Here is a 13,260-nt window from a genome sequence, read left to right as displayed (position 1 = left end):
AGCTGCGCTGTATGAGAAATGAGCAAATAATTAGATAACCCGCAGCTGATGGGATCAGCGTCGTAGGGGCAGGAAGCAAATGTTACCAAGATTACACTCGCAAACTGATGTCGATCCTCTTGTTCTTCGTTTTCTGAAAGAGCTTGAACAAGCCGGATTCACTGGCGACATCGAAAGCCAATATTCAAGTCGTTTAGCTGTCGCTACTGACAACAGCGTTTACCAGCAACTTCCTCAAGCAGTCGTCCATCCTCGAACGACTCAAGATGTTTCTCTCATCGGAAAACTGAGCAATCAAGAAAAGTACGAAAGAATCACGTTCTCCCCTCGTGGTGGCGGTACCGGTACAAATGGCCAGTCGCTGACCAAAGGCATTGTGGTGGATTTGTCTCGCCACATGAACAAAGTATTGGAAGTGAATGAAGATGAAGGGTGGGTTCGCGTTCAAACTGGTGTTGTGAAAGATCAGTTGAATGATGCGGTTCGTCCTTACGGCTACTTTTTCTCTCCAGATTTGTCGACCAGCAACCGCGCAACGATTGGCGGGATGGTGAATACCGACGCCTCTGGTCAAGGCTCTCTTAAATACGGGAAAACGTCTGATCATGTACTGTCGTTGCAAGCGGTGTTTGCTGATGGCTCGATTTTAGAGTCTGATTTGTCTCATGGTTATCCAAAAGAAGGCGAGTTTGCCGCTACGGCGTTACAAGTGACGGAATCAGTTTGTCGAGATAAACGCCAGCAGATCGTGGATAAATTTCCTCCTCTCAACCGCTTCCTAACGGGCTACGACTTAAAGAACGCGTTAAATGAAGAAGATGACCGCTTCGATATCACACGAGTGCTGTGTGGAGCAGAAGGCTCATTGGCCTTTATTACGGAAGCGAAGCTAAACCTGACGCCAATTCCGAAAGCGCGTACCTTAGTTAACGTGAAATACAACAGCTTTGACTCTGCACTGCGCAACGCGCCATTTATGGTCGAAGCGAAAGCACTTTCTGTCGAAACTGTTGACTCAAAAGTACTTAATCTCGCGAAGCAAGACATTGTCTGGCACACCGTGAGCGATCTGATCACCGACGTGCCAAACAAAGAAATGCTTGGCATCAATATGGTGGAATACGCAGGGCAAGACGAAGAAGAAGTTGCTGCGCAGGTCGCGGCGTTAACCGCCAAACTCGATATCATGTTGGAAACAGAAGAAGCGGGCATTATCGGCTACCAAGTTTGTAATGATGTAGCGAGTATTGGACGTATCTACAACATGCGTAAAAAAGCGGTGGGTTTGTTAGGCGCTGCAAAAGGCCGCGCTAAACCGGTCGCATTCGCTGAAGATACGTGTGTACCACCAGAAAACTTGGCCGATTTCATTGTAGAGTTCCGCGAACTATTAGATAGCAAATCTCTGAATTACGGTATGTTTGGTCACGTTGATGCAGGGGTGCTGCACGTGCGTCCTGCGTTGGATTTGTGTGACCCGCACCAAGAAGCATTGATGCATGAAGTCTCTGATGAAGTCGTCAAGCTGGTAGCGAAATACGGCGGCCTGATGTGGGGTGAGCACGGTAAAGGTTTCCGCTCGGAATATGGTCCGGAGTTCTTTGGCAAAGAGTTGTTTACTGAGCTTCGACGCGTAAAAGCTGCATTCGACCCACATAATAAAATGAACCCAGGCAAAATCTGTACGCCACTTGATAGCGATGCAGAGTTGGTAAAAGTAACCGACACCAAACGTGGTTACTATGATCGCCAAATTGACGTACAAGTACGTGACAGCTTTAAGCAAGCGATGGAATGTAACGGGAACGGTTTGTGCTTTAACTACGATACCAGTTCGCCGATGTGTCCATCGATGAAAGTGACGGCTGATCGTCGTCATTCGCCAAAAGGGCGCGCTGGATTGGTTCGTGAATGGTTGCGTCAGCTTACTGAGCAAGGTATTGATATTCTTGACCTAGAAAAGCAAACGTTAGAAAACAAAACATCGATCAAAACCATGATTGATCGTGTGCGTCATTCCATTAATCGTCGTCACGAATACGATTTCTCTCATGAAGTTTATGAAGCAATGAACGGCTGCTTAGCGTGTAAAGCGTGTGCGAGCCAATGTCCGATCAAAGTGGATGTTCCAAGTTTCCGTTCCCGCTTTTTAAACATTTATCACTCGCGCTATCAGCGTCCGGCAAAAGATTATTTGGTTGCCAACATTGAAACCATGCTGCCAATGATGGCAAAGGCACCAGCAGTCGTGAACGGCGTATTGAAACAGTCGTGGGTGAAGAGTTTAACGGCTTCAACAGTAGGGTATGTGGATGCGCCGTTGTTGTCTGTTCCTACGTTGAAACAGCGCGTAGAGTCGCTGACAACGCCGTATGATCTGCAAGCGTTGAGTGGTTTGTCTTCGACTGAAAAGAGCAAGCACGTATTAATCGTTCAAGACCCATTTACCAGTTATTACGATGCGGACGTTGTTGAAGACTTCGTCAAGTTGGTTAAAAAGCTAGGTATGCATCCAGTGCTTTTGCCATTTAAGCCAAATGGTAAAGCGCAACACATCAAAGGTTTCCTACGCCAGTTTAAAGAGACCGCGGCTGATACGGCGAAGTTCTTGGCTATGGTGGCGGACTTAGACATTCCGTTGGTCGGCGTTGATCCGGCATTGGTGCTGTGCTATCGAGATGAGTACGCGGAAGTACTCGGTAGCAAGCGAGGCGATTTCGATGTGCTAACGGCACACGAATGGCTGTACCCAAGGTTGGAAGCGTTTGAAGTAGCAAAGCAACGGGAAAATCAGGAACCGTGGTACTTGTTTGCGCACTGCACTGAAAAAACTAAAATGCCGAACGCAGAGAAAGAATGGGGCGCTATTTTTGCTCACTTTGGCGCGGTATTGAACACAGTACCGGTTGGTTGTTGTGGCATGGCGGGGACATTTGGCCACGAGGTGGATAAGCTGTCGATGTCGAAAGACATATACAATTTAAGTTGGAAACCAAACCTAGATAAGTTAGATAACGAAAGATGTTTGATTACTGGTTATTCTTGCCGAAGCCAAGTAAAACGCTTTGAAGGAACAAAGCCTAAGCATCCCGTTCAAGCACTGTTAACTTTGGTATAATGACATCAAGCCCAGTCCAACTGGGCTTTTTTGCCCAATGATGAACATTCCATTTCAAAGGATCTGAACCTTGAGAAAACTTGAACTCAAAGTCCCACCTGTTGCGGTGTTTTTGCTGGTCATACTCTTGATGTACGGGCTAAAAGTCTTGACGCCGAGCATGAACATTCGAGTGCCCTTTGTTGAGTTTGTAGTCGGCGCACTAACTTTGTTGTCTGGCTACATGGGGATTGCCGGTGTATATGAATTTCGCAAAGTAAAGACTACCGTGAACCCAGTAAAACCTGATGCAGCATCTTCCGTTGTAAGAACTGGTGTGTTTGCCTTCTCACGTAACCCAATGTACATGGCGTTGTTACTGCTCATCATTGCGGTGGGTTTATGGTGGCAACATTTAAGTGTGGTGCTTTGCGGTGTGCTGTTTGTTAGTTATATGAATCGATTTCAAATCAAACCAGAAGAACATGTATTGGAAAGGTTGTTTGGTGAGGAATACTTGGATTATAAAAACCAAGTTCGTCGCTGGATTTGAATACCGAGCTGCCATCGAATCATTTTTTAAGTAAAAAGAAAGCCCAACATCAATCGTTGGGCTTTCTTTTTGGTATCCGATTGTTATCGCTAATTCGGCAGTCTGTTACGCTGCCTTAACGAACTTTGCTAGGAATGCATCCTTACGCTCATTAAAGCGGTGTACAAGGTCGTCAACGGCTTCTTGATCGTATGGCTTCAAACCACTCGCTACCATACGTTTAATGCCTTTACCGACCACTTCACCATCTTCTTTGAATGCGAAGTTCAAAGTCACCACGCCGCGCTTACCATCTACATCAAACGTCGCACCAGTGAAATCCACTTCAGGATGTGTAAGGTCTAAGCGTGAAAATTCCACTTCCATGCTTTCATAAATAACCAGTGGACGCTGACAGTTGATCATCATTTGTTTCTCTTCCATAAGAGGAACCATGATGTGCGGGAAGTTCATGCCAGAAAACTGCACGTAATTCGTTACCACGTGCTCAATAAAAGCCGGGTTGTGATTGGTTTCGCCTTCACGAGACATGTGCAAGTATTCTTTGCCTGCCTCATCTACGACTGCGCTTTCTTTTTCACACTTATTTTCAATATGCAGCTCAATGCCATCATTTACCATGCCAGAGAAACGAAAGCGCATTTTTTGGCTGATGCCTTCTTTACTTAGTAGAACGGCAAATAGCAGGTCGCCAGGCACACAAAAGCGTTTGTTATCTTCATCATGAATAGGGTTGTAATCACCAGCCACGCGCTTAGCAAAGTGACTTGCTTGTTCACGAGTGAATTGAAATTGATGATTATTGTTTGAAAAATAAGGTGTTAGAAACATAATTATTAAGTAGTAACCAAAACTGTAAGGGATTATATGCGAATATCTGAGTAGCAATGGTCCATCCAGTAGAAAGTTCACTGCATTTTGACAATGCGCACCCAAATCAGCAGATAAACGTTTAAAAACACATGCTTGAATGGCTTATCCATTTATGATGCGAATAAGTGCGTCGCGCGACTCTGATATCACTCACGAATTGTTAAGAGTATAGACACAAAAAAGGCTCCACGAAGAGGTGGAGCCTAGACTGAAGTTTGCTTCTACAGATTAATGTACGCTTGGCAGAAGGTTCTTTGGCATCAGTGCGTTATGTAGAGCGAGTTTCAACAATGTGTTTGCTTGCTCGATATCGGGTGCAAAGTAACGGTCTTTATCGTAGAACGACACTTTTTCACGCAGCATCTGTTTTGCAATTTCGATTCGCTCAGACGATTTATTTGGCGCCCTGAAATCCAAACCTTGCGCCGCCGATAGATATTCGACAGCCAGAATGCCGCGAGTGTTTTCACCCATTTCTCTCAGTCTTCGAGCCGCGAATGTCGCCATTGACACGTGGTCTTCTTGGTTTGCTGATGTTGGTAAGCTGTCTACTGAGGCTGGGTGAGCAAGGGTCTTATTTTCACTTGCTAATGCCGCAGAGGTTACTTGAGCAATCATGAAGCCAGAGTTCACGCCACCATTATCGACTAAGAATGGCGGTAGTTTTGATAGCGCGCTGTCGATGAGAAGTGCCATACGACGTTCAGACAAACTGCCAATTTCTGCAATGGCGAGAGCTAAGTTATCGGCTGCCATCGCAACAGGTTCTGCATGGAAGTTACCGCCGGAGATGATGTCGTTATCTTCTGCAAATACTAATGGGTTATCAGAAACGGAGTTCGCTTCTACTTGCAATACTTCAGCGGAGTTACGAATTTGCTGCAAACACGCGCCCATTACTTGCGGCTGACAACGCAGTGAGTATGGGTCTTGCACTTTTTCACAGTTGGTGTGCGATTCACCAATTTCACTCGATGTATCCAGTAGGTGACGATATGCCATTGCCGCGTCCATTTGGCTACGATGACCACGTACGCGGTGGATTCGAGGGTCGAACGGACGTCGACTACCTAGCGCAGCCTCTACAGACATGGCTCCACACACGGTTGCTGACGCGAAAAGATCTTCGGCAATAAACAGACCTTCTAGCGCGAATGCTGTTGAAGCCTGTGTACCATTGAGTAACGCTAAGCCCTCTTTTGGCGCTAGTGTGATAGGCTCAAGACCAGCAATTTTTAGTGCTTCGTAGCCGGATACGATTTGGCCATTGTGACGTGCTTGACCTTCACCAAGCAGCACCGTACTCATGTGGGCTAGGGGAGCCAAATCGCCTGAAGCACCCACTGAGCCTTTTTGAGGAACGCATGGATAAACTTGTGCATTGACCAAATCAATCAACATGTTGATGACTTTTAAACGAATGCCAGAAAATCCACGAGCCAAGCTGTTGATTTTTAAAACCATCATGAGGCGGACGGTTTCATCAGACATGAATTTGCCGATACCCGCAGCGTGAGATAAAACAATGCTTCTTTGCAGCGTTTCTAAGTCTTCTGGTGCAATTCGTGTGTTTGCCAAAAGACCGAAACCGGTGTTGATACCATAGACGGTGCGATCTTCTGCGATGACGCGGTCGACGACTTGAGTACTTTCTTCAATGCCCGGAATGGCCTCTGGGTCCAAAGTAAGGTTGACCGGGGAACGGCTCACTTGACGCAGTTCGTTTAAGCTAATATGACCTGGCTTTAGCGTTAAATTTAACATCTCTTTCATCCTTACTTGAGCTTCTTCAATTCTTCGTTGAGCATTGGTAAATCCAGTCCTTGCTCGGCTGCACATTGTTTGGCGATATCATATCCCGCATCAGCATGACGCATTACACCCGTTGCAGGGTCGTTATGCAGTACGCGAGCAATGCGTTGAGAAGCATCGTCACTACCGTCACAACAAATGACCATACCCGAGTGTTGTGAGAAGCCCATACCTACGCCACCACCGTGATGAAGTGATACCCATGTTGCGCCGCCAGCAGTGTTCAATAATGCGTTTAATAGTGGCCAGTCTGATACTGCGTCAGAGCCGTCCATCATGCCTTCTGTTTCTCGGTTCGGGCTTGCTACAGAGCCTGAATCTAAGTGGTCGCGACCAATAACGATAGGAGCTTTCAGCTCACCATTTTTCACCATTTCGTTGAACGCTTGACCAAGGCGCTCACGATCTTTCAAACCTACCCAACAAATACGAGCCGGAAGACCTTGGAACTGAATACGCTCACGCGCCATATCTAACCAGTTATGCAGATGTGGGTTGTCAGGAATCAACTCTTTTACTTTTTGGTCGGTTTTGTAAATGTCTTCTGGATCACCTGATAGAGCTGCCCAACGGAAAGGCCCAATGCCTTCACAGAATAAAGGACGAATATAAGCAGGAACGAAACCTGGGAAATCAAACGCATTTTCTACGCCTTCTTCCAATGCCATCTGACGAATGTTGTTACCGTAATCGAGTGTCGCCGCGCCACGGCTTTGCAGATCAAGCATCGCTTGCACTTGTACTGCCATGGATTTCTTCGCTGCTTTTACAACAGCGGCTTCATCTTGCAGACGCATTTCTGCTGCGTGAGACATGCTCCAACCTTGTGGTAGGTAACCATTTAGTGGGTCATGCGCAGAGGTTTGGTCTGTAACTACATCTGGTGTGATATTGCGCTCAACAAGCTCTGAGAAAACATCAGCCGCGTTACCTAGAAGAGCTACAGATACTGGCGTGTCCGATTCTGTGATGATTGCGAGTGCTTCGTCTAGAGACGTCGCTTTTTGGTCAACATAACCAGTACGCAGACGGTAATCGATACGTGATTCGTCACACTCAACGGCAATCATTGAAAAACCTGCCATGGTGCCCGCAAGTGGTTGAGCGCCACCCATGCCACCAAGACCACCAGTTAGAACCCAGCGACCTTTTGCATCGCCGTTAAAGTGCTTTTTCGCAACTGACACGAAGGTTTCGTAAGTGCCTTGTACGATGCCTTGTGAACCGATATAAATCCAGCTACCCGCGGTCATTTGGCCGTACATCATCAAACCTTGCTTATCAAGCTCGTTGAAGTGTTCCCAATTTGCCCAATGCGGAACCAAGTTTGAGTTGGCAATGAGCACGCGCGGTGCGTTTTTGTGGGTTGGAAAAACGCCTACAGGCTTACCTGATTGCACTAAAAGCGTTTGGTCATCTTCGAGTCGTTCCAGTACTTCTACAATCTTGTCGTAACATTCCCAGTTTCGTGCTGCGCGACCAATGCCGCCGTATACCACTAATGAATGTGGATGTTCTGCCACATCAGGATCTAGGTTGTTCATCAGCATACGAAGTGGGGCTTCTGTAAGCCAAGATTTTGCGCGCAGTTTATTTCCGTGAGGTGCACGAATTGTTCTGCTTGTATCAAGTCGTGGATCTTGTCCCTGGCGCTGTGTCATTTTCAGACTCCTTTAGTTTCTCGTGATGACCAAGTGCTTGCTTGGTCTTGTTATTCCAAATTCACTTAGGTTTCAAAGTGATGGTTATTTAATAGGCTGACGTTTATGTTCTTTATCCGCCATGGCGTTGGCGATGTCCCAACACAAACGGGCAGCTAAGCGAGCGGTTTGACTATCGACATCGTAATTCGGGTTGTACTCTGCGATGTCGGCTAACATAAGCTTGTTTTTGTAGTGAAGAATTCGTTCTAAAAAAGGTGCGATTGTGTCGTAACTTACACCTCTAGCCGCAGGAGCACTTACGCCTGGCGCGGTTGCTGCTGGGAATACATCCAAATCAATGGTGAGATAGAGATAGTCACAATCGTCGATAAAGTGTTGCAGTTGGGTTAGGTGGTAGCTGTGATTCAAGTAATTGAGTTGACTATCTTCTACATACCATACGTTCAGTTCGTCTGCTTTTTGGAACAAAGCTTGCGTGTTGCTGCTGCGACTCACCCCCAAACAGGCGTAATGGAAAGCCCAATTATTACGCTGACAAAAATGATGAATTTGGTTGAATGGTGTACCTGAGCTTGGTTTTACATCCGCTAATGAACTTTCGAACGCACGCAAATCGAAGTGCGCATCGAAGTTAATGATGCCAATTTTTGGCTTTTTTTCTGGATGATGCGTTTTGAAATATTCCGCTAGACCAGAAAACGATGCCCACGCAATTTCGTGTCCGCCCCCCAAAACGATAGTTGGCGTGTGAGGTAGCGCTTCTGAAATGAGGTTTGCACAGCGTGATTGGCTTTCTTCTAACAAGTCATCATCGCAAACGACAGTCCCAAGATCATAAAGCGGGGCATCTTTATGCCAAGCGAGATTCGCTAACGCTCTACGAATCAAATCTGGTGCTTTTTTCGCTCCAATTCGGCCTTTGTTTCTCGCAACGCCTGCGTCGGTAGCAAAACCCAGAATGGATACGCCTTGAGAGGCTCTCTCTAGCTCGCTTGTTTTTTGATGTTTAACGACGTGGTGAATGCGTTGACCCAATTTGCCATCTTCAGCATCATGACGGCCTTGCCAGTGAAATTTTTGCTGGTGTAAATCTGACTGAGACATATTAAAAGCCTCCATGTGAAACATATTCACCATTTACTATACGACCTACGAGACGTTTTGCTCCGACTTGGTAACTTAAATCTGCTGGGTGTTCGATATCCCAGATAGCAAAGTCCGCATCGAAACCTGTTTTTATCACTCCTCGTGAGTTGGTGTAGCCAAGTGCTTGTGCAGCATGTTGCGTTACGCCGCGCAATGCTTCTTGTGGCGTGAGACGAAATAGGGTGCACGCCATATTCATCATCAGAGTCAGGTCGGAAAAGGGTGACGTACCTGGGTTTACATCGGTGGCGATAGCCATTGGCACGTGGTACTTCCTTAGTAGCTCAATCGGTGGTAACTGAGTTTCTCTCAAAAAGTAAAAAGCACCGGGGAGTAGTGTGGCGACGGTATCGGACTTCGAAAGGGCTACCACACCGTCTTCATCGAGATATTCGATATGGTCAGCCGAAAGGCCTTTGTATCGTGCGGTCAATTCAGTGCCACCAAGGTTTGATAGCTGCTCTGTGTGGCCTTTTACGTGTAAGCCATATTGTTTCGCTGTCGCAAATACTTTTTCGGTTTGATCCAAATTAAAACCGATAGACTCACAAAACACATCCACACTGGTAGCCAAGTTTTCCTCTGCGACGATTGGGATGATTTCCTGACAAATATGTTCGATGTAATCGTCTGCGCGACCTTCAAATTCAGGCGGTAAAGCATGAGCGGCAAGAAGGGTAGTTGTGATTTTGACTTTACGCTCTTGTTCTAAGGCTTTTGCAGCACGCAGCATTTTTAGTTCGTCTTTGAGCGTCAAGCCGTAGCCTGATTTTACTTCAACCGACGTAACCCCACTTGCTAACAAGCCATCTAAACGAGGCAACGCGAGCTCAATTAATTGCTCTTCAGTAGCAGCTCGAGTGGCGTTTACACTGGAAAGGATACCGCCACCTTGCTTCGCTATTTCCTGATAAGGCACGCCGTTTAAGCGCATCTCAAATTCATTCGCGCGATTCCCCGCGTAAATTAAGTGGGTGTGGCAATCAATGAGTCCCGGCGTCAGAAGTTGACCTTGTAGGTCGATAGTTTGCGAATAGTGCTGAGGAGACAGAAGCGCTTCTATTTGAGGGGTGTCACTTCCAACTGGATGAGCACTGATAGCAGCGATTTTACCAGTTTGAATACCAACACGGGCTGGTGGCGTTGGTAAGTAACCTGCTTCACCTCGTTCCATGCTAACTAATCGGGCATTCTCAATCAGCAAATCCATTCTCTCAGTTCCTACTTTGATTTGTATCTTTAAATGTATATACAAATAAATAGGTCAAAAAGAATGCGGTGACAAGCGTGATGTTGCTAAAATGTGATCAAAACGTAGTGAAAAAGGCTATTTATATGCACCTAGAGCAGAACTTTAGAGCTCAGCTTGTACTTGTTACCTGGGTGGTAGAGTAGAGCTGTACTGACCAATTTGTCTTGGCTCCATGTTCTACGATTAAGAAGAAGACAAGGTTCATTGGCCTGCATTTTCAAATCCAGTTTGATGCGACTATCGGGAACAATGGCTTCAACCGTGTGTTCAATCGCGCTCAACGGACAGTTATTAGATAGGTATTGATTAGGAGTAATTTGGGTGAAGTCTTGGTTAAGATAACTCGGGGCGTATTGGCTGTTTACCCAACGCAGTTCTAACTGAATAGGTGTGCTGTCTTCATAGTGAATGATCTCACTGTAAAACACCGTTGTACCAAGCATTACACCAAGTTTTATTGCGATGCTATCATCCGCTTTTATCGCGACTTGCTGAACTACTTTACTGCTGTATTGGCATCCTCGGTCACTGACTTCTTCCGCTATATTGCGAATATCTAGTAATGGGGATTCTGATTTCTCACTAGGGTCACAAACGAACGTTCCCAACCTTGGGCGACGTTGTAGTTTCCCTTCATTCACCAGATCTCGTATCGCTTTGTTTACTGTCATTCGGCTTACACCAAACTGTTCAGTCAGCTCGATTTCAGTCGCAATGCGCTGTCCGACCATCCAATCTCCGGAATCAATTTTATCGAGGATAAATTGTTTGATTTGCATGTAGAGTGGCGCAGACATAATGATACCTTTTAAATTGACTATACAAATACTGCTCAATTTAAGTACAAATTGCAAATAGTTATCGACAAATACGACATTTAGAGACAAATAACGGGCATTTGCTTGCTGAATGATTTGGCTGATTTGATATTTTTTGAATCGATAATGGAATCAAGCCGTATTCTTGCGGTCTATTGCTTGCAGCTTATAAGGCAATTGTGTAAACAAAGCACAACTAATAAAAACAGTCGCAAAAAAGGAAAGGCATGTTTAAGAAATTAAAAGCATCGTTGGGTATTGGATCTGCAAAAGTGGATACTATTTTGGATGAAATGAGCGTGTTTCAAGGTGCGACGCTGAAGGGACATGTTCATATCAAAGGTGGGGATGTTGAACAGCAGATCGACGCTATTACCATTAAATTGAACACAGAAATGAAAGTTGAAGTGGACGATAGCGTAAGTTATCAAACCTTCACTATCGACCAGCTCAAGGCGGTTGAACCGTTTGTGATTCAACCTAATGAAGAAAAACAAGTGCCTTTCGAGCTAAAACTGCATGATGAAACACCTATCACTGCGGTTAGCGCATTGAAGAACCAGTGCAATGTTTGGGTAGAAACCACTCTGGATATTGATTTTGCCATCGACCCACGAGATCGCGATTACATTGAAGTGAAACCACTACCAGTGGCATCTCGCGTTATTCGAGCGATTGAACAAGCTGGTTTTACTATGGTGAAAGCAGATGTCGAAAAAGGCTTCTTGCGCGGCGGCTCTTTTGCCTCCCGTTCTGGTATCTATCAAGAGCTTGAGTTTCGCAATAGCGGGTTTGTGTCTTCAAAGGAAATTGAGCTGTCTTTCATTTTGGAAGGGCAGGTGATGCACTGTTTGGCTGAAATTGACCGTTCTTTGAGCTTCTCAGGTGATCAGTATCGCTCATTCACATTGCCAATCACTGCCACTGATGCGCAAGTGGCAGCTGCAGTAGCACCAACCTTGAGTCTATAAAAACTCGCTTTCCGAGTCAGATGAAAGTAGGTACCGATATCCAATCGTGAATGCGATATCGGTACTGTTATCCATATTTCTCGCATTCTCTATCGCCATGATTTCAAGGGCAGAGTTGCCCATGAGATAGCGATATCCCATCACAATTTCATTTGACGCATCGGCAAATTCTGCTGGCCCCTCTGTGGATCCTTTATACCAGTGGTATTCAACAATAAAGTGGTGGTTTTCCCAAGGTGCATAACGATATCCGCCCGCCATTGCAGCGGTGTTGTGGCGGTAAGGTAAATCGAGAAGAGCACGATCGTCAGAACGAAAAGTCATCCCGAACATTGAATAGAAAGCGTGTGCTCCGTACAGATAAGAGTAATTGAGTTGCACGCCTTGCTCAAAGTTACTGCCTTTAAAGGTACCGTGCGCGACTTTGTTATAATAGAGGCTTCCTCCTAGCGAAAGACCATGACGTTCATTTTGCAATATTTGGTATTGAACGTACGTCGAGAGGTTGTTCGCGATGGTTTGGCCTTCGAAGCCGTCTTCCAACACATCATATTGCGGCATTGAGATGTAAAAGCGGTTTTTATCAACTTTATCTCGCCCGTTTTGTCCAATTCCAAATAGGTCATGAAAGCTTTCTGTTAAGCCATCCAGATGATTATCCGCGGCAAATACCCAGCGATAATTGAGTTCCCATTGCCATTGAGAACTGACTTGCCACTTAGCTCCAATTTCTAATTGGTTGTGGTAATAATCCAAAGCGTATTCGTCGGTATGAGCCCAAACACTCGCTATTGTCGCCGAGCCATAAGCTTCTATGTACTCTGAAGGCAAGCTAAACCCAGAGCGGAGATGGTTGGTATGACTGACCACTTGCATTGGCGATTGAGCGTAAGATCGAAGTGGTCCGTAAAGGTCGTTAGAGGCAAAAGTGGAAGCAGGCAACCAAAAAGCAAAAGCCAATATTGTAGGTTGCCATCGTTTTTTCTTCATGATGAATACCTAAATATAGATTACTCAATAAATTAACTATAGTGTCACTCATTGTTTCGTGCCGCTTATTATATCAATGGTGTT

10 protein-coding genes are annotated in these 13,260 nt (G+C 45.7%); 3 read left to right on the top strand and 7 right to left on the bottom strand.

Going from position 1 to position 13,260, the window contains the following annotated elements; all coding sequences use genetic code 11:
• Window positions 1-79: 79 nt before the first annotated feature.
• Both ACF8CV_RS14440 and ACF8CV_RS14435 read left to right on the top strand, forming a co-directional pair.
• Entirely contained in the window at window positions 80-3,118 is a 3,039-nt protein-coding gene (locus ACF8CV_RS14440; RefSeq protein ID WP_025576198.1) for an FAD-binding and (Fe-S)-binding domain-containing protein, read from the top strand.
• Between the two features lie 70 nt (window positions 3,119-3,188).
• A complete protein-coding gene (locus tag ACF8CV_RS14435; RefSeq protein ID WP_020840461.1) occupies window positions 3,189-3,650 on the top strand; it encodes an isoprenylcysteine carboxylmethyltransferase family protein in 462 nt (153 codons plus the stop codon).
• A gap of 105 nt (window positions 3,651-3,755) precedes the next feature.
• Here the strand turns inward: ACF8CV_RS14435 and ACF8CV_RS14430 are convergent, their stop codons facing one another.
• The 6 genes from ACF8CV_RS14430 to hutC form a co-directional block, all read right to left on the bottom strand.
• The gene (locus ACF8CV_RS14430; protein WP_005462640.1) at window positions 3,756-4,481 is read right to left on the bottom strand and encodes a DUF3581 domain-containing protein; all 726 of its coding nucleotides are present in this window, start codon (window positions 4,479-4,481) and stop codon (window positions 3,756-3,758) included.
• Window positions 4,482-4,751: 270 nt separating this feature from the next.
• Window positions 4,752-6,287 carry a histidine ammonia-lyase gene (hutH, locus tag ACF8CV_RS14425; RefSeq protein ID WP_138937465.1) on the bottom strand — a complete coding sequence of 512 codons (1,536 nt, stop codon included), beginning with the start codon at window positions 6,285-6,287 and terminating at the stop codon, window positions 4,752-4,754.
• Window positions 6,288-6,298: 11 nt separating this feature from the next.
• The gene (gene hutU, locus ACF8CV_RS14420) at window positions 6,299-7,996 is read right to left on the bottom strand and encodes a urocanate hydratase (RefSeq protein WP_138937466.1); all 1,698 of its coding nucleotides are present in this window, start codon (window positions 7,994-7,996) and stop codon (window positions 6,299-6,301) included.
• A gap of 84 nt (window positions 7,997-8,080) precedes the next feature.
• Window positions 8,081-9,103 carry a formimidoylglutamase gene (gene hutG / locus ACF8CV_RS14415; protein WP_053306232.1) on the bottom strand — a complete coding sequence of 341 codons (1,023 nt, stop codon included), beginning with the start codon at window positions 9,101-9,103 and terminating at the stop codon, window positions 8,081-8,083.
• A gap of 1 nt (window position 9,104) precedes the next feature.
• Window positions 9,105-10,355 carry an imidazolonepropionase gene (gene hutI / locus ACF8CV_RS14410; protein WP_102600477.1) on the bottom strand — a complete coding sequence of 417 codons (1,251 nt, stop codon included), beginning with the start codon at window positions 10,353-10,355 and terminating at the stop codon, window positions 9,105-9,107.
• Window positions 10,356-10,486: 131 nt separating this feature from the next.
• Window positions 10,487-11,194, bottom strand: a complete 708-nt coding sequence (gene hutC / locus ACF8CV_RS14405; protein WP_063517396.1) for a histidine utilization repressor — start codon at window positions 11,192-11,194, stop codon at window positions 10,487-10,489.
• 248 nt (window positions 11,195-11,442) lie between these two features.
• Here hutC and ACF8CV_RS14400 point away from each other — a divergent pair, with 248 nt between their 5' ends.
• Complete coding sequence (locus tag ACF8CV_RS14400) at window positions 11,443-12,186, top strand: sporulation protein (RefSeq protein ID WP_025518315.1); 744 nt, start codon at window positions 11,443-11,445, stop codon at window positions 12,184-12,186.
• Here ACF8CV_RS14400 and ACF8CV_RS14395 read toward each other — a convergent pair.
• On the bottom strand, window positions 12,181-13,176 hold the full coding sequence (locus tag ACF8CV_RS14395) for a DUF3187 family protein (RefSeq protein ID WP_138937467.1): 996 nt from the start codon (window positions 13,174-13,176) through the stop codon (window positions 12,181-12,183). The two genes, ACF8CV_RS14400 and ACF8CV_RS14395, sit on opposite strands and share 6 nt — an antisense overlap.
• Between the last annotated feature and the right edge of the window lie 84 nt (window positions 13,177-13,260).

Source organism: Vibrio sp. zbq_1 (genome assembly GCF_043102935.1).
GTDB classification, from domain to species: Bacteria; Pseudomonadota; Gammaproteobacteria; order Enterobacterales; family Vibrionaceae; genus Vibrio; species Vibrio parahaemolyticus.
Note: the sequence above shows the minus strand (reverse complement) of the source record. Positions and strands in the feature narration are given on the sequence as shown.

Bases quoted from the DNA above. Each gene is read 5' to 3' on its own strand.
- hutU (WP_138937466.1), bottom strand. From the start codon at position 7,996: ATGACACAGCGCCAGGGACAAGATCCACGACTTGATACAAGCAGAACA.
- ACF8CV_RS14395 (WP_138937467.1), bottom strand. From the start codon at position 13,176: ATGAAGAAAAAACGATGGCAACCTACAATATTGGCTTTTGCTTTTTGG.
- ACF8CV_RS14430 (WP_005462640.1), bottom strand. From the start codon at position 4,481: ATGTTTCTAACACCTTATTTTTCAAACAATAATCATCAATTTCAATTC.
- ACF8CV_RS14440 (WP_025576198.1), top strand. From the start codon at position 80: ATGTTACCAAGATTACACTCGCAAACTGATGTCGATCCTCTTGTTCTT.
- hutG (WP_053306232.1), bottom strand. From the start codon at position 9,103: ATGTCTCAGTCAGATTTACACCAGCAAAAATTTCACTGGCAAGGCCGT.
- hutI (WP_102600477.1), bottom strand. From the start codon at position 10,355: ATGGATTTGCTGATTGAGAATGCCCGATTAGTTAGCATGGAACGAGGT.
- hutC (WP_063517396.1), bottom strand. From the start codon at position 11,194: ATGTCTGCGCCACTCTACATGCAAATCAAACAATTTATCCTCGATAAA.
- hutH (WP_138937465.1), bottom strand. From the start codon at position 6,287: ATGTTAAATTTAACGCTAAAGCCAGGTCATATTAGCTTAAACGAACTG.
- ACF8CV_RS14400 (WP_025518315.1), top strand. From the start codon at position 11,443: ATGTTTAAGAAATTAAAAGCATCGTTGGGTATTGGATCTGCAAAAGTG.